This window comes from uncultured Rhodoblastus sp., assembly GCF_903903185.1.
GTDB lineage: Bacteria > Pseudomonadota > Alphaproteobacteria > Rhizobiales > Beijerinckiaceae > Rhodoblastus.
The window spans coordinates 1-18,756 of the sequence record NZ_CAIUXT010000121.1 but is presented as its reverse complement, the minus strand read 5'-3'; the positions used below and the strand labels follow the sequence as shown (position 1 = coordinate 18,756).

Genomic DNA, 18,756 nt, shown 5'->3' with positions numbered 1-18,756 from the left:
TGGAGGCGAGCTTCTCCTCGAACCGCTCAATCGTCTCCGCGTCGATCCCTGCGGCTCCCTGATTGGCTTTCACACGCAGCCAAGCTTCCCAGACCAAGGTCTTGGGAATGTCGTAAGATTTGCAGGTCACGAGAGATTCCTACCTTCGCCAACTCGGGAACCGTCGCGTCCTCGCGCAGCGCCTCCAGCGCTATCTTCGCCTTCAACGCCGCATCAAACTTCTTGCGTGACTTCGTCATCTCTTGCTCCATCGGTTGCGACACAGCAGGACGCCATACACCTTAACCATTGGTCCCAAATCCGGGGTCCACTTCAGGCATCGGCGTGCGCAAACTATGATTTCGCACTGGACGGTGGGCTTCATCTACAATATGTCCTGTGACATAAGGCTTATTTGTAGGTGTGGACGTATGGCCGTTGAGGAAAAGCTGGGAGTGAAAAATGAGCGGCAAGCTGTTTCCGGAGCCGGAACGACTATATCCGACAGCGCGCTGGCGACCAGATAAACCGAAAACGACGCGCAAGGATTACATTCGGGATTTGCGCGAAGCGGTCAGGTCTTTGTTTTTTAATAGAATTCAAAAGGTTTATGAAGGAAAAAAAGGAAGCGGAAAAAATATTGCGATATATGTTCATTATTCATCGTCGCGATTTATAAGTAAAATGGTTAAAAAGCAAGTTGAAACTTATGCATCGCTCGGTTTTGAAATTGTTTTTGTATCCGTTTCCAGAGAAATTCTGCACTCCGAGTTAATTCGTATGTGCTCAATTTGCAGGACTGTATGTGTCCGAAGAAACGTTGGCCATGATTTTGGGGCCTGGCGCGATGTGCTCGCGAGTGATATTATAAAATTGGACGATGTCGAGGAGCTTCTGCTGGTTAACGACTCTATTCTCGGTCCCATCCGCCCAATTGAACCGCTATTCGAAATTATGAGGCGTCGGGAGGGGCTTTGGGGCCTAACGAATAGCCGCGACTACGTTTCGCATCTGCAAAGCTACTTTCTCTTGGCTCGCGGCCGCGAAGCGGTTGAGGCCGTGGGCAAATTTATGCAAAAAGTCACGATCTTCACTCAAAAAGATAAAGTGATTTGGTACGGAGAATTGCAACTTACGCAATCGATTGCAAGTAAAGGTGTGCCCGTTTATTCGCTTTACGGCCTCGACCTAATCGTATACGCCGCTTCGGTAGTTCCAAGATACTATCGAGAGCTAGCGCTCTCTTTAGGGTTTCCGCTCAGTGACGATGAAGAAATCAGCGAAAATACGAAGTTAGCGATCCAAAGATTTGTTCGTAAATCGGGTCTAAATCCAACTCACCATCTTGCGGAGCCATTGGTCAGGATTTTTGATTTTCCGTTCTTAAAGAAGGATCTTATTGCAAGCAATCCGTGCAATATGACGATCGGCGCAAATTGGAGATCCTTGATCGACGAGGCCAGTCCTTGTTCAGTAGAGATATTGATAGATCACTTGTGTCACTTCAGCTACGAGCGTCTTAAGAAAAATAGGTAACCAGAATGACGTTATAGATGAGTATGAGGAATAACAGGGGGTCAAGGCTTCATATGATTCGAGCGAAAAGCGAAAATGAATATTCTGTTCGTCCATAACAATTTTCCGGCCCAATTCCGCAATCTCGCGGTGGAACTGGCGAAAAATCCGGGGCATCGGGTCGCGGCGATCGGCGCGGAGGGCGCGCAGGCTCTGCCCGACGTCGATCTGCGGCGCTATCGCATGCCGTCCTTCAATGTCGCCCAGACCCATCCCTTCGCGCGGCGGTTCGATGTCGAATGCCATCGCGCCACAGAGGTGCTCTATATGCTCAGCGAATTGCGCGCGTCGGGGTTCGAGCCCGAGCTCGTGATCGGCCATTGCGGCTGGGGCGAGACCTTGCCGCTGCGCTCCGCGTTCCCGAAGGCCCGCATCGCCATCTATTGCGAATTTTATTACCGGCCCGAAGGGCAGGACGTGAATTTCGACCCGGAAGGGCCGCAACTGGGGATCGACGGTCTCGTGACCCTGCACTGCAAGAACGCCAGCACGCTGTTGTCGCTTGCCGAAGCCGACATGGGCCTGTCGCCGACGCATTGGCAGAAAATGACCTATCCGGTGGAATTCCGCGACAAGATTCACGTCATTCACGAGGGCGTCGATGGCTTGCGCCTGCGGCCGGACGACATGGCTTCATTCACCTTGCCGGACGGGACCGCGCTGCATCGGGGCCAGGAAATCGTCACTTTTGTCGCCCGCAACCTCGAACCGGTCCGCGGTTTTCACATTTTCATGCGCGCACTGCCGAAAATCCTGCGGGAAAGTCCGCGCGCGCAGGTCGTGATCGTCGGCGGCGACGGCGTGTCCTATGGCGCCTCGCCGCCCGAAGGTTCGAGCTGGAAGTCGATCTATCTGGACGAAGTCGCTTCAAAAATCGATCTGTCGCGCGTACATTTCGCGCCGCAACTCCCCTATGACGATTATGTCCGGCTGCTCCAGGTCTCGCGGGTCCATGTCTATCTGACCTTTCCATTCGTATTGTCCTGGTCGCTGGTCGAGGCCATGGCGATCGGCTGCGTCATCGTGGCTTCCGACACGGCGCCGGTGCGTGAAGCGGTCGGCGATGAGGTCAGCGGCCTGCTGACGCCTTTTTTCGATCCGGAGGCGCTGGCGGCGAAAGTTGTCGCGGTTCTGGCAGATCCTCAGCGTTTCGAGCCTATGCGTGAGGCGGCCCGCGCTATTGCGTTGACGCGTTACGGCAAGAAGGAATGCGTCGCGCAGGCGCTCGAATGGCTCGGCCTCGATGACCGCCGAACGGAAGAGGCTGAGCCGCCCAAGGCGCGAACGGCCTGAGGTTTTTGCGCGCGGCGTTAACCCCGGCGCGTGAGCGAGCCCGGCGCAAGACAAGAGAGAAGGATCGAAGGCGTCCCATGAACGAACGCACCAGCAAGCGCCTCCTCAACGCCGGTTCAGGCCCAGCTCATTTCGGGCGCCCGCCCGCCGCTTTCGCGACGGCGGAGTGGACGGAGGTGCGTCTCGATCTCGATCCGCGCGCGCAACCCGACATTATCGGCTCCTTCGCCGACATGCGCGGCCTGGTCGAGGACGCGCAGTTCGACGCGCTTTATTCGTCGCACGCCATCGAACATCTGCACGCCCATGAAGTGATCCCGGCGCTGCGGGAATTCCGGCGGGTGCTGCGTCCGGAGGGATTCGCGCTGATAACCTGTCCCGACCTGGCCGCCATCGCCCGGCAATTGCTTCAAGCCGGGGCGGAGGAGATCGCCTACCAATCGCCGGCAGGTCCGATTCGTCCGATCGACATGATCTTTGGTCATTCCCAGTCCATCGCCGACGGCCAGATTCACATGGCCCATCACACCGGATTTACCGCTCCGCGCCTCGCCCGTGTCGCCTTTGCCGCCGGTTTTTCCGAGGTCCGGGTGATGGAGGGCGGCAGTTTCGACCTCTGGGCGGCGCTGGTGGGACCCCAGGCGTCGCTGGCGACGATCGCAACGATGTTCGAGCATTCCTATCTCGCCGGCCTGTTCGACGATGCGGCGGCCCAAGCGAATTCCTCCTCGGCGCCCTTGGCGCAGATCTAGAAAACGCATATCCTTTTCGCAAAATCGGCGTCCACTTTTGCGGGATATGCTCCAGCGTTTTGGAAGCGAGAGAGTTGAACGGCGACAGCCTGTTTTTCGACCCCAGGCGCCATAGCGAGGCCCTGGCCCTGCTCGCGGCGCGAAAGCTCGACCAGGGCGATTACGCCGCCGCCTTCCGCTATGCAGACCGCCGCTGCCGATTGCTCAAACCCGACGCCCGCGACTATCTGCTGCGCTTCGAGGCCTCGCGCGGCGCCGGCTGCGAGGACTATGCGGCCCAGGACCTGACGCGGGCGATCGAAATCGATCCGACCGACCCGCTGGTCAAGAAATTCGCTCTGCGCTGGGGCAAGGCCGAACAACAGCGGGCCGCGGCGCGCGACATTGTCGCCGATGCGGTGGCCGACCGGGACCTGCTGCGCGCAGCCCTCGCCTTGCTGTTCGAGCACGGCGCGCAAATCCTGTTCCGTCTCGCGCGGCGGGATGACACGGTTTCGGGCTGGATCGCCTGGCGCGCCGGCGCGCGTCTGTCGGCGCGGCTCCATGGCGCCGCCGCGCCGATGATCCAGTTGACTCCCGACTTTGTCGTGGCGCCGGACCCGGATCATTGGCTCGCCAGCGCTCCGTGGTCCTGCGCCGAAATCGCCGCGCCGGACGAAAACGGCGCGCTGCGCCGGCTGGACTTTCTGCTCGACGGGATCGCGGTGGAAAGTTTTGTAGTCCGCTCGCCCCGGCAAACCGGGCAAGCGCCGCCGCAAGAACCGTCCCTTGGGCCCGGCGGTTCGCCCGCCCTGAGCGTTCTGATTCCGGTCTATGAGGATTTCGAGGCGACCCGCGCCTGTCTGGAAGCCCTGGTCGCCGAGGGCAGCCTCATCCAGACGCGGAAAATCGTGATCGACGACGCCAGTCCCAATCCGCGCCTGGGCGAATGGCTCGACGCCCATGCGGCGACGGGGGCGTTCGAACTGATCCGCAACGAGCAAAATCTCGGCTTCGCCGCTTCGATCAACAAGGCGCTGGCGCTGTGCCCGCAAGGCGATGTGCTGCTGCTCAACGCCGACGCCCTGCCGTCCCCTTCCTGCCTCGACCGCCTCACCGCCATCGCCCGCTCGGGAACCGACATCGGCACGGTCACGCCCTTGTCGAATAATGGCGAATTCACCAGTTTTCCAGCGCCCAACGTCGCCAATCCGCTGGGCGCGCCGCAAGCCGTGGCGCGGCTCGACGATCTGGCGTGGCGCGCCAACGGCTTTAAGACGGTCGATCTGCCCAATGGCGTCGGCTTCTGCCTCTACGTCACCCGCGCCTGTCTCGATGCCGTCGGGCCGCTGCCGGAGATTTACGCGCGCGGCTATTATGAGGACGTCGAATTCTGCCTGCGGGCGCGCGAACACGGCTTTCGCAACGTCTGCGCCGTCGGCGTCTATGTCGGCCATGCCGGCGCCCGCTCGTTCGGGGGCGATAAAAGGCGGCTGGTGATGCGCAATCTCGCCACGCTGGAGCGGCGCTTTCCCGCCCATGCCCTCGAATGCGCGGCATTTCTGAAGACCGATCCGCTGCGGCCGGCGCGCGCCGCCATCGAGGCTTTGGCGCCGCCCCCGACCGAGGCGACGCTGTTGGTCTGCGTCGAGGGGACCTCGGGCCTGCTGGCGCGCGAGGAGGCGCAAAAACAAGCGCGCGCCGGCGTCGAGGCCGCGCCGCTGCTCTGCCAATGGTCGCCGACCGACAACGGCGTGATCTTGCGCGGCGTCGAGGGCGGCGGCCCGCGATCGCTGAGCTTTTCGCTGCGCGACGCCGGCGGGCTGGAATCCCTTCAGACCTGGCTTGCCGCAGCGCATTGCCGGCGGATCGAGATTTTCGACCCGCTTTCCCTGCCGAAATCCTTGCTCAAGTCGGTTTTCAGACTCCGCCGGCCGGTGGATCTCGTTATTGGCGATTTCGACTGGGTGTTTCTGTCGCGCCTGCCCGCCGAAAACCCCTGCCGCGAACCGGCGGCCTCCGGCCCCTGCAGAGCCTGCGCGGCGGCGACGGCGACGGGCGAAGCCTATGACCTGCGCGCGCGTCGGCTCAAGGGCCGGCGCGCCCTGCTTTCGAGGGCGCGCGGGATCCGGCCGCTCGACCGGATGAGCGAGGTTTTCGCGCGGCGACTTTTTGGCGAGGCGCAAGTTTCCCCGGCGTCTGGCGGGCCCTTGCGCACGGAAGGGCGCGGGGCATGGGGCGCGAAAAACGGCGCGCTCCGGCGCATCGGCGAAGGCGCGCTGGCGATCGTCGCGCCGGCGCCTTGCGCGCTCGCCGACCGGTTGATCGTAGGCCTCGGCCGGGCTTTGGCGCGACGCGGCGTCGCCCGGCGAATCGTGGTGTTCGGCGCCTGCGTCAACGATCTCGCGGTGATGAGCCCGGGCGCTGTTTTCGTCGCCGGCGAAGCCGGGACGCAGGACTATGCGCGCCTGATCCGCCAATATGAAGTCAGCGTCCTGATGTCGCCTTACCGTACGCGGTTTTTTGGACGGCTCGACGCCGCTTCGCAGGAATTCGGCCTGCCTAAAGCCTTTTTCGACTGGAGTTTCGGCAGATTGCCGCTGGACGAGGGCGATCTGGCGCTCGATCCGCGCTTTTGCGACGCCAAAGCCGTGGACCGAATCGCCGCCTGGCTCGATCCAGGCGGGCGCGGCTTCAAGCCGGTTGGATCGGACCCGGCATGACCGGGTCCGGCAAGCGGAACAGCGGGGAATCGGCGGGGCCGCGTCTGAAATGGTCGCTGCTGGCGCCGGGCCGGATTGGCGGACACGTCCTCGATCCCGCCGATCCCGAACGGCGATTTGTCGTCGAACTGCTGCTCGACGGGGCGCCCGTGGCGCTCGCCCGCGCCGATCTTTTCGCGCCCGATCTGGCCCGCGAGGATTTGGGCGAGGCGTTCGGCGACGGCCGCCACGGCTTCGTTTTTTGCATCGATCCCGCCGCGCTGCATTCGGCGCGCCGCGTTGAAATCCGCCTCGCCAACAGCGACATCGTTCTCGCGCCGCCGCTGCCGCCGGCCGCCGCCGCGTCGGGCGGCGCGGCGCGACGCCCGGGCGCGGTCCGCTGGCTCGGCGGTCTGCGTTTCGACGGCTGGCTCGATCCGGCGGCAGACGGCGCGAAACGCATTTGCGCGACCATCGACGGCGAGATCGTCGGGCAAACCGCCGCCGACCTTTGGACCTCGGTCGGCGAGGGGCGCGAAGCCGTTGCGGTTTCGGGCTTCGAACTGCGCCTGCCCGAACGTTTCGCCGACGGATGCGCCCATTTCATGCGGGTGCTCGACGACAGCGGGCGCGAATTGCCGGGCAGCCCGTGCTTTTTTGCCGCTTTCGCCGACGAGTTGGCGCGTTTTGTGGCGAGCCGCGGCGAGATCGAATCGGAGAAATGGCGCGGCGAAGGTTTTGCGCGCGCGATTCCGCTGTTCCTGCCTTTTTCCGATTTCGCGCCATGGCGGGAGCGCTTTTCGCCTGCCGCGCCGGCGCCCGAGCCGGACCCCGCGCCAAAAATCGGCATGGCGCTGATCGGCGGCCTCGATAACGCGGCGAGCCTCGCCAGCCTCGAAACGCAAGAAGGGTGCGACTGGGTCGCGGCGACGCTCAATGGCGGCGAAGGCGAGGCCGCCTTCGCCAATGCGACGCTGCGGGAATTTCTCGATGGCGACGCCGCCGATTGCGCGACGCTGGTTTTTGCGCGCTCGGGCGCGGTTCTTTACCCCCCGGCGCTGGCGTTGCTGCATCGGGCGCTGACGCTTTTTCCCGACGCGCCCGCCGCCTATTGCGATTTCACGATTTCGGCGGCGGATGGCGGCGAATGGCCGGTGGCGCTGCCGGCCTTCGATTACGAACGCATGCTGGAACAGGGGTTTGCGGCGCAGATTTTCGCCTTGCGAAGCGCCATTGCGCGGGCGGCGGCGTTAAGCGGCGCCGATAGTCTCTACCGCCTGTTCAATTTTTCCCAGGATTCTGCGCGCACGATGGGCTTTCCGCTCGCCGGGGCGCCCGTCCATGCGCCGGGCTTTCTGGCGCGTCTGCCGCGCGGCAACGTCGCAGAAGGCGCGCGCACGCTGGCGCGGGCCAATGCGGCGCATTTCAAAGCCAGAGGCCTGGCGGCGCAAATCGAGCCGGGTTTCGGCGCGCTTTTTCCTGCCGTGCATGTCCGGCGGGCCGGCCCATTGGAAAAGGTTTCGATCCTGATTCCGGCCCGCGACCGCGTCGATCTTCTCGAACCCTGTCTCGAATCGCTGTTCGGCACGGTCGATATCGCGCGTCACGAAATCCTCGTGCTCGACAATCAATCCTCCGACGCCGCGACGCTGACCTGTTTCGCCGAAGCCGCGCGCCACGGCGCGCGCGTCGCACCCATTGGCGGGCCATTCGATTTCGCCGGCATCGTCAACAAGGGCGCGGCGATCGCCTCGCATGAATTCCTGCTGTTGCTCGAAAATGGGGTCGAGGCGCTTGGCCCCTTCTGGCTGGAGGAAATGCTCGGACGCCTCGTTGAGCCCGATGTCGGCGCCGTCGGCGCGACGCTGTTGTGGCCGAACGGCGTGGTGCGAAATGGCGGCCTCGTCCTCGGTCCCGGTTGCGCCGCCGCCCCCGCCTTCACCGACCGATTCGACGGCGACCCCGGCTATGGCGACCTTTTGCGCGTCGCCCATGAGGTCAGCGCCCTCTCGACCGCCTGTCTGATGATCGAGCGGCGGCTTTTCCGCGAGGTCGGCGGGCTCGACGGCCGGCATTTTCCGGTTCATTGCCACGATGTCGATTTCAGCCTCAAACTGCGGGCGCGCGGCCTGCGCCTCGTTGTCACGCCCCACGCGAAACTGCGTCATCGCGCCGACAACGCCGGGCGCGAAAATCTTGCGCCCGACGGCGCCGAACGCCTGCAGGAAGAGCTGCGCCGTCTGCGCGCGGTCTGGGGCGAGGTTCTGCTCGCCGATCCCTGCTACAATCCGCTTTTGTCGCTCGACCCGGTTCCTTTCGCCGGCCTCGCCTTTCCGCCGCGCCCGGGCGCGCCGCGCCAGCCGGGCGTTCCGCCGCCACGCGCCCTGCCACCGGGATTTTGAGGCAAGCGCGGGCTTTCCTGCAAGGGCGTCCTTCGAAAATTGGGGTTTTGCCTCCCTTGCCTCAGCCGCGCCGCGCCCCTAACTGGCGTCTGTCGCCCTGTTCCTCACCGGATGTTCCCCATGTTCAAAGTCAAAGCCTATGCCGCCGCGGCGGCCGATGCGCCGCTGGCGCCTTTTTCGATCGAGCGGCGCGATCCCGGCCCGCATGACGTGCAGATCGACATTCTCTATTGCGGCGTCTGCCATTCCGACCTGCATCAGGCGCGCGACGACTGGGGCGGCGCGCTTTTTCCGATGGTTCCCGGCCATGAAATCGTCGGCCGGGTGGTGAAGGTCGGCGAACATGTGGTCAAGTTGAAAGCCGGCGATCTCGCCGGCGTCGGCTGCATGGTCGATTCCTGCCGCCGCTGCGATCCTTGCGAAGCCGATCTCGAGCAATTCTGCTGCGAGGGCTTTACCGGAACCTATAATTCGCGGGAGCGCGGTTCGAAAGCTCTGGTGTTCGGCGGCTATTCCGAGCAGATCGTCGTCGATCAGCGTTTCGTCGTCAAAGTCCCCGAAAACCTCGACCTCCAGGCGGTGGCGCCGCTGCTGTGCGCCGGCATCACCACTTTTTCGCCGCTGCGCCACTGGAAAGTCGGCAAAGGCCAGAAAGTCGGAATCGTCGGCCTCGGCGGCCTCGGCCATATGGGCGTGAAATTCGCGCACGCCATGGGCGCCCATGTCACCATGATCACCACCTCGCCGGAAAAGGGCCAGGATGCGCTGCGCCTCGGCGCCGACGAAGTTTTGGTCTCGCGCGACGCCGAGGCGATGAAACAGGCGCGCGGAAAATTCGATTTCCTGCTCAACACCATTCCGGTCGGCCATGACATCAACCCCTATCTCGCCCTGTTGAAGCTCGACGGCGCGATGGTGCTGGTCGGCGCGCTGACGGCGCTCGACCCGGTGCTCGGCGTCAATCTCATTTTCGGGCGCAAGAGCGTCGCCGGCTCGCTGATCGGCGGCATGGCGGAGACCCAGGAAATGCTCGATTTCTGCGGCGAGCACAATATCGTCAGCGACATCGAGGTGATCCGCATCGACGAGATCAACGAGGCCTACGAGCGGCTGCTGAAGAACGACGTGCGCTACCGCTTCGTCATCGACATCGCGTCGCTCAAGGCGGCGTAAGCCCGGCCGGGCGGGCCGCCTTTTCCCTTACCGTGCGGCGGCTCCGCCCGGGGCTGGGAGGCCCCAATCGTCCAGAACTTCCGGGTTGGGCAGAACGCTGGCCTGGTCGTAGCCGGCGCTGTTTTGCGCGCGCAAGGCCTGATATTGCTGGTGGGCGGGCTGGTCGCCGACAAACACGCACTGGCAACCGGCGGCGTCGGCGTAAACATAGACGGTGGCGCCATTATTCGCCTGCCGCATCAACAGCTGGTTCTGAGGCAGCGCCTGCAAATTCGCCTTTTGGGCGGGCGTATCCGCGAGTTTCTTGACGAAATTGGCCTGGGTCAGCAGGGCGGCGGTCTGCGCCGCGTCGGTCTTCTTCGCCGAGGGTGCGACCGAGGACAGAGCGGCGGGTTTGGGTTCGCTGGTGGACTGGCATCCGGCCATCGTCGCGCCAAGACAAAGCATCAAAATTGGGATTATGGCCCTTTTCACTCTCATCGCGCTCACTCGACATCGGCACTTCACATTTTGTTAACTATGCCGCATTTGCGCGATTTGTCTTCGACAAGTCCTTGTTAACCTTAACGCAGGGAAGGGCGCTGTCGCCCGGATGGTTGAAAAGGTAAAGGTCCTGGTGGGCCGGGCAGGACTCGAACCTGCAACCAGACCGTTATGAGCGGCCGGCTCTAACCATTGAGCTACCGGCCCCACCTGTTTCGCACCAGCGACGCGGCGTTTCAGACCTGACTCAAAGGCGACAACCTGTGAGTCAGGTCAGGAGCGAATGCGAAATTCGTATTAGCCCGATTTTCACGAACTTGGCAACGCGCCGGCCGAAACCGCTTCCTCGCCCGGAATTTGGCGCGGAATGGGGCGCGGGCGGCCCTGTTCGTCAATGGCGACGAAGGTGAAGGTCGCGTCGGTGACTTTCTCCTGCACATGGGTGATGAAGCGCGTCGCCCAGGCTTCGATATGGACTTTCATCGAGGTTCGGCCGATCGACTCCACCTGCGTATAGACCGCCAGCACGTCGCCGATGCGCACCGGGCGAATGAAGATCATCGTATCGACCTTGATCGTCACCACGCGGCCGCGCGCCTGTTCGACGGCGGCGATGCCCCCGGCCATGTCCATTTGCGACAGCACCCAGCCGCCGAAAATATCGCCATTGGCGTTGGTGTCGGCGGGCATGGCGATGACCCGAACCGTCGCCAGTCCCCTCGGGGCTTCCGGCTGTTCATGCTCGCTCATCGGTGATCCTCCGCCATCCCGATCACGTTAAACAGCAGGGCGGCAAAAGGCGAGCGTGACAACCGGCAAAAACGCGATATGGCCTTGCGCCTTGCGCCGGCCTCGCCGGGGGACTACTTGTTGCGGACTATTTCATAAATCTGACGCGCGAATCAGACGGAGCGCCCTGGCGCGAGGATCGACACCATGGCTCATCGCGATAAATTCGGCCGTCCGACATTCGGGCGCAAATGGGTCCGGCGCGACGAGCCGGAGACCGCGCAGAAAACGCTGCCGATCACGCTGCCGCTGGCGCTTCGCCGCGAAGAGGATAGTTTCGCCATCGAGGACGGCGCCCGTCGGGTCGTGGCCACGGTCGATTTCGAGAACGATCCGGCGCTTCGCGCACAATGGCGGTTGTTCGCCGAGCCTGAAGCACGCGAAATTGCGCAGTTGATCGCGCGCCTCTTGACCGATGTCGAAAGCCGGCCGGTCGGCGCGACCATTGTCCCGCCCGAAAACCTCAACGCCGAGAATGACGAATAGGCAGGCGTCTCTTGCGATTCAGGTGTACGCAGTGTTTTTCGGTGTTGGCGCTGGCCGTCGCCGGCCTGCTGCTTTGCGCGGCGGCGCGCGCGCAAGAAGCCGGCAACCTGCGCGAGGACGTTTGCCGGATGATCGACGCGGCGGCGGCGGGTCATGGCCTGCCGGCGGGTTTCCTGACCCGGCTGATCTGGCAGGAAAGCTCCTTTCGGCCCCGCGCGGTGAGCGGCGCCGGAGCGCAGGGCATCGCCCAGTTCATGCCGGGAACGGCGAGCGAGCGCGGCCTGGAGAATCCTTTCGATCCCGAACAGGCCATCCCCAAGGCGGCGGAATTTCTCGCCGAATTGCGTCAGCGCTTCGGGAATCTCGGCCTCGCGGCGGCGGCCTATAATGGCGGGCCGACGCGGGTCGCCAACTGGCTGGCCGGAACCGGCGGCCTGCCTTTCGAAACCCAGAATTATGTCGAAATCGTCACCCGCCGGCCGGTGGAGGACTGGCGCGACGGGGCCGGCGCCGCAGCGCGCGAGGCCGAATTGAACAAGGGCGCGAATTGCCTGGAGACAGCGGCAAGAATCGCCAAACACGAGCCGCTGCAGTTCGCCGGCTCGACCCTGACCGCGCCCTGGGGCGTGCAGCTCGCCGGCGCCTTCAGAAAAGGCGCGGCGCTCGCCGCCTATGGCCGGACGCGGCGGCAATTCGCCGGCCTCATCGGCGATGTCGAGCCGATGGTGATCGGCAAGAGGGCGCCGGGCCGGGGGTTTGCGCGATTCTGGCATGTGCGGGTGCCGGCGCCAAGTCGCGCGGCGGCGGACGCCCTGTGCCGGAAGATCGAACAGGGCGGGGGCGCCTGCGCGGTCCTGAAAACTTGATCGGACCTGTTGCACGTTCGCACTTTACAAATGGATGGGTTGTTCGCAAAAAGACGTAATGCCGCTTTTTTGCGGGTTATTTTCAGAACGACTAGAGCAAAAAAGGCCCGTATCGCCATGTCCTCGTGTTTTTCGGCGCCGTCCCCGGCGTCTTTGAGAAAATTCCGTCCGGCCCTGCTGGCCGGCCTGCTGCTGATCGGCGCCGCGCCGCAGGCCAGCGCGCAGTTCTGGCCCTGGGAGCAGCCCGCGCCGCAAAAGGACAAGAACGTCAAGCCTAGGCCGCAGACCGCGACGAGAACCTCGCCGCAGGGGCAAAGCATGGTCCAGCCGCAGGCCGAAACCCAGGCGCTGATGGCCCCGCAAAAGCCGTTGCGCGCCAAACCTGTCCATCAGGACGACGACGACGATTTCAATCTCACCACCCGGACTTCGCTTCACCCGTCCGACGGCGGCGTCGTTCGCCGGGGCGGGGGCGCAAATTACGCGTCCATTCCCGCCGACGCCGATCCGAATTATTCGACGCCGGTCGATCTCGACGGCGCGGTCAATTACAAACAGGCCACCCAGCGGCTCGTTCCCGATCCGACTGGCGAACCGTCGGGAACGCTGACCATCAACACCAAATTGCGCAAATTGTACCTTTCGCTCGGCGGCGGCCAGGCGGTCGAATATGGCATCGCCGTCGGCAAGTCCGGTTTCGCCTGGAAGGGCGTCGCCAGCGTCGGCCGCAAGTCCTACTGGCCCGGCTGGACGCCGCCGCCCGAAATGATCGAGCGCCGTCCCGAATTGCCGGAACATATGGACGGCAGCCTGTCCAATCCGCTCGGCGCCCGCGCGCTCTATCTGTTTCAGGGCAACACCGACACCTTGTTTCGCATCCACGGCACCAACGAGCCCAGTTCGATCGGCCATGCCGCGTCCTCGGGCTGCATCCGGATGCATAACGCCGACGTGATCGATCTTTACGGCCGCGTCTCCAAGGGCGCCCGCGTCGTCGTGATGTGACGGGACGCTTTGGTTGCTGTCGCCTGAAATCAGCTCTGGCCGGGTTTCAGGCGATAGAAGACGTGTTTGCCGATCACATCCATTTTCTTGAGCGCCCGCGCCCAGCGCGGCTTCACGTAATCGGCGTGATAATGGGTGGAGTCGCCGACATCGGCCAGCCAGGTTTTGCCGCCGAGCACGTCGTCGGCGATGCGCGTCGCCTGCGCCCAGGAGTCGCCTTCGCGCACCCGCAATGACTTGCCCTCGCAAGCGAAGGAGAACTGGCAGCCGCGATAATGGCGGCGGTTCTGGTACACCACGCCGCAAATGGTCGTAGGATACAGGCCGGAGGTCATGCGGTTGAGGATAACTTGCGCGACGGCGGCCTGTCCTTGTTCCGGTTCGCTGCGCGCCTCGAAATAGATCGCCTGGGCAAGGCACTGTTTCTCCGCCTCCAATTGCTGTGGCGCAATCAGCGCCAGATAGCGGCCCCTGTCTCCTGTCGCCGCGGGCCGGGCGGGCGGCGGCGCGATGAGCGAAGCGAAAGCCTCGACAGGAATCTGATCGCCGGCGACGGGCGTCGAGGAGCCGAGCGCCGCGGCGCGCGGCGTGGCGGGCGTCGCGCCCTGCGCGAGGCGCTCGGCCAGAGCGGCCGGGCGCATGGTCAAGGCGCCGCCGCCCTGATTGGGTGAAATCGCGGCCCGGCTCGGCTGGGCTGCCGGGCTTTCGCCAACTGGCCAGGCTTCGAAACCCGCGACCAGATCGGCGCCGGGCGCAAAACTGGAGACGACGCCGTTTTCATCCTGGCCGAAGGCCAGAAATTCGGCCTGAATTTTCGCCAGTCCGCCCTTCTGGCGCCATCTCCCGTCGAGTGTCGGGCGCAGGCCGACGATCGGATCGCCCTTGTGACTGCGGTCGATCTGCGGAAAGTTTTTGGCGTTTTTCTTGAGGTCGGCGCGCGGCTCGATCTCGTCGGGCTCGCCGTCGAATTGTTCGGGCGCCCCGATCGCGAGACGCGCCTCGCGCAACAGGCCGCGACCGAAATTTTCGCCAAACGGCGTCGCCAATGAGCGCACCGGCGGCGCGAGTTGTTGCGGCATGACGGCGGCGGCGACCGACAGCGGCGCCATCGAGGCTCCGGAAGGGACTTCCTGCCCGGCCTCGGCGGTGAAGGACACCAGCAGCGCGGCGGCGACACACCAGGGCGCTGCGGCTTCGCTCGCCCAGGCGAGACGCCGCAACGCATAACGCGCCAAAGTGAGATGCGCCTTACGCCGCGCCTTCAACATACGCGTTTCCCGTCCCGACCAACAAGGCAATCCCGGCCGCCGCACTTGTGCGCGGAGCGGAATATTTATCGCTCGTTAGGCTTGACGGGGCGTTACCAAGGGGCAGGGAACGCGCGTCCCGATCTGGGACGGGGCAAGAAATAGTGCGGATGGCGGTCGCGTGCGCCCCCTCACCGCAGCCCTCTCCCCGTAAAACGGGGAGAGGGAGTTTGGCGCGGACTTGCCCTTCGGGACGCCCGCTCAAAGCAAGGCTCCGCAGGCAGGGGGCGTTGTTGTCTGCGTGAGTCGGTGGAACCGACGCCCGCCTTACCGCACCAGAATGTTCCGGAACTGCCAGGGATCGCTCTCGTCGATGTCTTCCGGGAAGAAGCCGGGGCGGTTTTTTAATGGCGTCCAGTCGGTATAGACGCCGACCACCGGGCCGAGATAGGGCGTCTGGATTTCGAGGCAGCGCTTGTAGTCGAGTTCGTCGGCCTCCAGAATGCCCGCCTCGGGGTTTTCCAGCGCGTAGACCATTCCGGCGAGCACGGCGGAGGTCACCTGCAGGCCCGTGGCGTTCTGGTAAGGAGCGAGCTTTCTGGTCTCCTCGACCGACAATTGCGACCCGTACCAATAGGCGTTTTTGGCGTGGCCGAACAGCAATACGCCCAATTCGTCAATGCCGTCGACGATCTCGTGCTCGGTGAGAATGTGGTGCTTCTTCTGCACCTGGCCGGAGGCGCCGAACATTTCATGCAGCGACAGCACCGCGTCGTCGGAGGGGTGATAGGCGTAATGGCAGGTCGGGCGGTAGATGGGCTCGCCCTGGTCGTTGCGCACGGTCAGGTAGTCGGCGATCGAGATCGATTCGTTATGGGTGACGAGAAAGCCATATTGTGCGCCCGGAGTCGGCGCCCAGCTGCGCACACGGGTGTTGGCGCCCGGCTGCAACAGATAGACCGCCGCGCCGCAGCCGTGATGATGGGTGCGGCCATTGTCCGGCAGCCAGTTTTCGTGCGTGCCCCAGCCGAGTTCCGCCGGCTGCACGCCTTCGGAAACAAAGCCTTCGACCGACCAGGTGTTGACGAAGGTGCCGCGCGGCTTGGGGTCCTTCGCCCGCTGGGTGTCGCGTTCGGCGATATGAATGCCCTTGATGCCGAGACGCTGCGCCAGCGCGCCCCATTCCTCGCGGGTGTTCGGCTCCGGCGCCGCGTCGCCGAGATCGGCGGCGAGATTGACCAGCGCCTGTTTGACGAACCAGGACACCATGCCCGGATTGGCGCCGCAGCAGGAAATCGCCGTGGTTCCGCCCGGCGACTTGCGGCGCGACGCCAGCACGGTCTCGCGCAAGGCATAGTTGGAGCGCGCCTCGGGTCCCAGATGAGTGTCGAAGTAAAACCCGGCCCAGGGCTCGACCACCGTGTCGATGTAGAGCGCGCCGATCTCGCGGCACAGTTCGAGAATCGCCAGCGACGACGTGTCCACCGACAGGTTGACGCAAAAGCCCTGTCCGCCGCCGCGCGTCAGCAAAGGCGTCAGCAAGGCGCGGTAATTGTCGCGGGTGATGCCCGTCTTGATGAATTGATAGCCGCGATCTTCGGCGAGCGCCTTGTCGACGTCGGTCGGGTCGATCACCACCAGACGCTGGCGGTCGAATTCGAAATGGCGTTCGATCAGCGGCAGCACGCCCTTGCCGATCGAGCCAAAGCCGATCACCACGATCGGGCCGGAAATGCGGCCATGGACGGGCCAATCTGTCATGTTGTCATCCTGATCTGGAATAAACGCAGTTTTCACGGTTCTAGTCGCAAAGCGAAACGCCGGGGTCAAGCCGCGCCGCCCCGGATTCGCCTCCTCATTGTGACGGGCTCTGTGACAGCTTGACGACAAAGCGTTTATGCGGCCCGCAGGCGCTGCGCCTCCGGGGCGCAGCGCCCGGTCGCGCGCAAAAGTCCCCGCGCCCCGTCAAGCGCGCCGGGCGACAGTTCCAGCGCCAGAAAACGCGCCAGATCGACCGGGCCCGGCAGGTCGAGGTTCAGGGCGCCGTCGCGCGAAAAGCCGAAACGCTGGTAATAAGCCGCGTCGCCGACCAGTAGCACGGCGCTGTGGCCGAGTTCGCGCGCCCGATGCAGCCCGTGGAGGATCATCCGGCCGCCGAGTCCGCGCGAGCGCAAGGCGGGGTCCACGGCGATCGGGCCGAGCAGCAGGGCGTCAGGGCGATCGCCGGCGGCGACCGACCAGAAACGCAGGGTCGCGACCAGCGCGCCATTTTCCTCGGCCGCGAAAGCGAGACCCGGCGCCGGCAGGCGGTTTTCGCGCAGCCGTTCGCAGGTTTTGCGCCGGCGCTGCGGACCGAACGACAGGTCGAGCAAAGCCTCGCGCTGGGAAAAATTCTGCGGTGTCTCCTGACGCAGGACGGTTGCGCCGAAGCAGGGGTCGGTCTGGGGGAATTGAATCATGCGGACCTCCACGGGACCGGAAGAATCCGCCGCCGGCTTGAGCCAACGGGCGGGTTGAGGAGGCCGCCGCCCGTTGCGGGGCGGCGCTTGGCGTCGGAACGAAGCTTTAGGACGCGCGACTCAGATCACGTAGGACTTCAAGGGCGGGAACCCGTTAAACCCAACGGCGGAATAGGTCGTCGTATAGGCGCCGGTCCCCTCGATCAGCACTTTCGCGCCGATTTCGAGACTGACGGGCAGCCAGTACGGCTCCTTTTCATAGAGCACATCAACGGAGTCGCAGGTCGGGCCGGCGAGGACGCAAGGCTCGCGCGGGTCCGAATCGAAATCCGTGCGGATCGGATAACGAATCATCTCGTCCATGGTCTCGGCCAGTCCGTTGAACTTGCCGATGTCGAGATAGACCCATTTCACCTGGTCATCGTCGGATTTTTTCGAAATCAGCACGACTTCCGCCTCGATCACGCCGGCATTGCCGACCATGCCGCGGCCCGGTTCGACGATGGTTTCGGGAATGCGGTTGCCGAAATGGCGCCGCAAGGCCCGGAAGATCGCGTCGCCATAGGTTCGCACCGCCGAGACGCGCTTGAGATATTGCGTCGGGAATCCGCCGCCGAGATTGACCATCTGCAACGAAATGCCGCGCTCGGCCAGTTCCTTGAACACGCCCGCCGCCGATTTGAGCGCCAGATTCCACATGCGTGGATTGCGCTGCTGCGAGCCGACGTGAAAGGACAGGCCATGCGCCTCGAGCCCCAGCCGATGGGCCAGTTCGAGCACGCGAGGCGCCATGGCCGGCGCGCAGCCGAACTTGCGCGACAACGGCCATTCGGCGCCGGCGCCGTCGCACAACATCCGGCAGAATACTTTGGCGCCGGGCGCGGCGCGCGCGACCTTTTCGACCTCGGCTTCGCAATCGACGGCATAGAGGCGCACGCCGAGTTCGAAGGCGCGCAGAATGTCGCGTTCCTTCTTGATGGTGTTGCCGAAGGAAATGCGGTCGGGCGAGGCGCCTGCGGCGAGCGCCTGTTCGATCTCGACCACAGAAGCGCAGTCGAAACAGGAGCCGAGCCGGGCGAGCAGCGCCAGGACTTCCGGCGCCGGATTGGCCTTGACGGCATAAAACACGCGCGTATCGGGCAGAGCCCGGGCGAAAGACGCGTAATTGGCGCGCACGACGTCGAGGTCCAGCACCATGCAGGGACCGTCCTCACGCCGGTTGCGCAGGAATTCGAGAATACGGTTGGTCATCGCGGCATCCCTGACGAAGGGCGCGCCGTGGCGCGCCATGACAATGGGCTTCGGAGGAGTGGCGTCAGCCGGCCGCATTCGCGCGTTGGAGACGCGACGTGCGGCAGGAAAACGCCATCCGGGATCGTTCAGCCGCGCAGAAAATCTGCGCATCCGAGCGATCGGGTGCTGCGCCGTGGACGCGTTCAACCCGGAAGGCGCGAGCCATCCAAGGTTTGAAGCGGCCTTCGATTGGAAAGGGGGGTCCCGATCCGCACGCCCGGCAAGAAAGACAAGCCTCTTCGGTAAGCCGACCTTTGGAGGGTCGACAGAGAC

15 protein-coding genes and 1 tRNA gene are annotated in these 18,756 nt (G+C 64.1%); 9 read left to right on the top strand and 7 right to left on the bottom strand.

Translation table 11 applies throughout. The annotated features are described in order from the left end of the window. The first annotated feature begins 441 nt into the window (after positions 1–441). The 6 genes from QZY01_RS11240 (at position 442) to QZY01_RS11215 (ending at position 9,855) form a co-directional block, all read left to right on the top strand. Positions 442–1,515: a rhamnan synthesis F family protein gene (locus QZY01_RS11240; protein WP_294537111.1), complete on the top strand. Its 1,074-nt coding sequence runs from the start codon at positions 442–444 to the stop codon at positions 1,513–1,515. A 75-nt stretch (positions 1,516–1,590) separates the two neighbouring features. After that, a complete protein-coding gene (locus QZY01_RS11235) occupies positions 1,591–2,847 on the top strand; it encodes a glycosyltransferase (RefSeq protein WP_294537109.1) in 1,257 nt (418 codons plus the stop codon). A 77-nt stretch (positions 2,848–2,924) separates the two neighbouring features. Beyond that, on the top strand, positions 2,925–3,599 hold the full coding sequence (locus tag QZY01_RS11230) for a methyltransferase domain-containing protein (protein ID WP_294537107.1): 675 nt from the start codon (positions 2,925–2,927) through the stop codon (positions 3,597–3,599). Between the two features lie 74 nt (positions 3,600–3,673). Next, positions 3,674–6,301: a glycosyltransferase gene (locus QZY01_RS11225; protein ID WP_294537105.1), complete on the top strand. Its 2,628-nt coding sequence runs from the start codon at positions 3,674–3,676 to the stop codon at positions 6,299–6,301. Continuing rightward, positions 6,298–8,682: a glycosyltransferase gene (locus tag QZY01_RS11220; protein ID WP_294537103.1), complete on the top strand. Its 2,385-nt coding sequence runs from the start codon at positions 6,298–6,300 to the stop codon at positions 8,680–8,682. The genes QZY01_RS11225 and QZY01_RS11220 overlap by 4 nt, the downstream gene beginning before the upstream one ends. Before the next feature lie 120 nt (positions 8,683–8,802). Continuing rightward, a complete protein-coding gene (locus QZY01_RS11215; protein WP_294537102.1) occupies positions 8,803–9,855 on the top strand; it encodes an NAD(P)-dependent alcohol dehydrogenase in 1,053 nt (350 codons plus the stop codon). Positions 9,856–9,882: 27 nt separating this feature from the next. Here QZY01_RS11215 and QZY01_RS11210 read toward each other — a convergent pair whose 3' ends face one another. The 3 genes from QZY01_RS11210 to QZY01_RS11200 form a co-directional block, all read right to left on the bottom strand. Further along, positions 9,883–10,281 carry a hypothetical protein gene (locus QZY01_RS11210; RefSeq protein WP_294537099.1) on the bottom strand — a complete coding sequence of 133 codons (399 nt, stop codon included), beginning with the start codon at positions 10,279–10,281 and terminating at the stop codon, positions 9,883–9,885. Positions 10,282–10,469: 188 nt separating this feature from the next. After that, positions 10,470–10,545, bottom strand: a tRNA-Ile gene (locus QZY01_RS11205). Positions 10,546–10,647: 102 nt separating this feature from the next. After that, entirely contained in the window at positions 10,648–11,088 is a 441-nt protein-coding gene (locus tag QZY01_RS11200; protein ID WP_294537097.1) for an acyl-CoA thioesterase, read from the bottom strand. Between the two features lie 186 nt (positions 11,089–11,274). Here QZY01_RS11200 and QZY01_RS11195 point away from each other — a divergent pair, with 186 nt between their 5' ends. The 3 genes from QZY01_RS11195 to QZY01_RS11185 all read left to right on the top strand — a co-directional run bounded on the left by QZY01_RS11195 (position 11,275) and on the right by QZY01_RS11185 (position 13,484). After that, positions 11,275–11,613 carry a hypothetical protein gene (locus QZY01_RS11195; RefSeq protein WP_294537095.1) on the top strand — a complete coding sequence of 113 codons (339 nt, stop codon included), beginning with the start codon at positions 11,275–11,277 and terminating at the stop codon, positions 11,611–11,613. Between the two features lie 11 nt (positions 11,614–11,624). Beyond that, on the top strand, positions 11,625–12,479 hold the full coding sequence (locus tag QZY01_RS11190; RefSeq protein WP_294537093.1) for a lytic transglycosylase domain-containing protein: 855 nt from the start codon (positions 11,625–11,627) through the stop codon (positions 12,477–12,479). 117 nt (positions 12,480–12,596) lie between these two features. After that, positions 12,597–13,484: a L,D-transpeptidase gene (locus tag QZY01_RS11185; RefSeq protein ID WP_294537090.1), complete on the top strand. Its 888-nt coding sequence runs from the start codon at positions 12,597–12,599 to the stop codon at positions 13,482–13,484. Between the two features lie 29 nt (positions 13,485–13,513). Here the strand turns inward: QZY01_RS11185 and QZY01_RS11180 are convergent, their stop codons facing one another. The 4 genes from QZY01_RS11180 to QZY01_RS11165 all read right to left on the bottom strand — a co-directional run bounded on the left by QZY01_RS11180 (position 13,514) and on the right by QZY01_RS11165 (position 18,441). Next, on the bottom strand, positions 13,514–14,752 hold the full coding sequence (locus tag QZY01_RS11180) for a cell wall hydrolase (protein ID WP_294537088.1): 1,239 nt from the start codon (positions 14,750–14,752) through the stop codon (positions 13,514–13,516). A gap of 306 nt (positions 14,753–15,058) precedes the next feature. After that, entirely contained in the window at positions 15,059–16,492 is a 1,434-nt protein-coding gene (locus QZY01_RS11175) for a homospermidine synthase (protein ID WP_294537086.1), read from the bottom strand. A gap of 134 nt (positions 16,493–16,626) precedes the next feature. Further along, positions 16,627–17,190: an N-acetyltransferase gene (locus tag QZY01_RS11170; protein WP_294537084.1), complete on the bottom strand. Its 564-nt coding sequence runs from the start codon at positions 17,188–17,190 to the stop codon at positions 16,627–16,629. A gap of 120 nt (positions 17,191–17,310) precedes the next feature. Next, positions 17,311–18,441, bottom strand: coding sequence for a type III PLP-dependent enzyme (locus tag QZY01_RS11165; protein ID WP_294537081.1), 1,131 nt, complete (start codon positions 18,439–18,441; stop codon positions 17,311–17,313). Positions 18,442–18,756: the final 315 nt, after the last annotated feature.

Excerpts from the sequence above, each read along its gene's own strand:
- QZY01_RS11240 (WP_294537111.1), top strand. The coding sequence starts at position 442 with ATGAGCGGCAAGCTGTTTCCGGAGCCGGAACGACTATATCCGACAGCG.
- QZY01_RS11235 (WP_294537109.1), top strand. The coding sequence starts at position 1,591 with ATGAATATTCTGTTCGTCCATAACAATTTTCCGGCCCAATTCCGCAAT.
- QZY01_RS11230 (WP_294537107.1), top strand. The coding sequence starts at position 2,925 with ATGAACGAACGCACCAGCAAGCGCCTCCTCAACGCCGGTTCAGGCCCA.
- QZY01_RS11220 (WP_294537103.1), top strand. The coding sequence starts at position 6,298 with ATGACCGGGTCCGGCAAGCGGAACAGCGGGGAATCGGCGGGGCCGCGT.
- QZY01_RS11215 (WP_294537102.1), top strand. The coding sequence starts at position 8,803 with ATGTTCAAAGTCAAAGCCTATGCCGCCGCGGCGGCCGATGCGCCGCTG.
- QZY01_RS11210 (WP_294537099.1), bottom strand. The coding sequence starts at position 10,281 with ATGGCCGGATGCCAGTCCACCAGCGAACCCAAACCCGCCGCTCTGTCC.
- QZY01_RS11200 (WP_294537097.1), bottom strand. The coding sequence starts at position 11,088 with ATGAGCGAGCATGAACAGCCGGAAGCCCCGAGGGGACTGGCGACGGTT.
- QZY01_RS11195 (WP_294537095.1), top strand. The coding sequence starts at position 11,275 with ATGGCTCATCGCGATAAATTCGGCCGTCCGACATTCGGGCGCAAATGG.
- QZY01_RS11185 (WP_294537090.1), top strand. The coding sequence starts at position 12,597 with ATGTCCTCGTGTTTTTCGGCGCCGTCCCCGGCGTCTTTGAGAAAATTC.
- QZY01_RS11180 (WP_294537088.1), bottom strand. The coding sequence starts at position 14,752 with ATGTTGAAGGCGCGGCGTAAGGCGCATCTCACTTTGGCGCGTTATGCG.
- QZY01_RS11175 (WP_294537086.1), bottom strand. The coding sequence starts at position 16,492 with ATGACAGATTGGCCCGTCCATGGCCGCATTTCCGGCCCGATCGTGGTG.
- QZY01_RS11170 (WP_294537084.1), bottom strand. The coding sequence starts at position 17,190 with ATGATTCAATTCCCCCAGACCGACCCCTGCTTCGGCGCAACCGTCCTG.
- QZY01_RS11165 (WP_294537081.1), bottom strand. The coding sequence starts at position 18,441 with ATGACCAACCGTATTCTCGAATTCCTGCGCAACCGGCGTGAGGACGGT.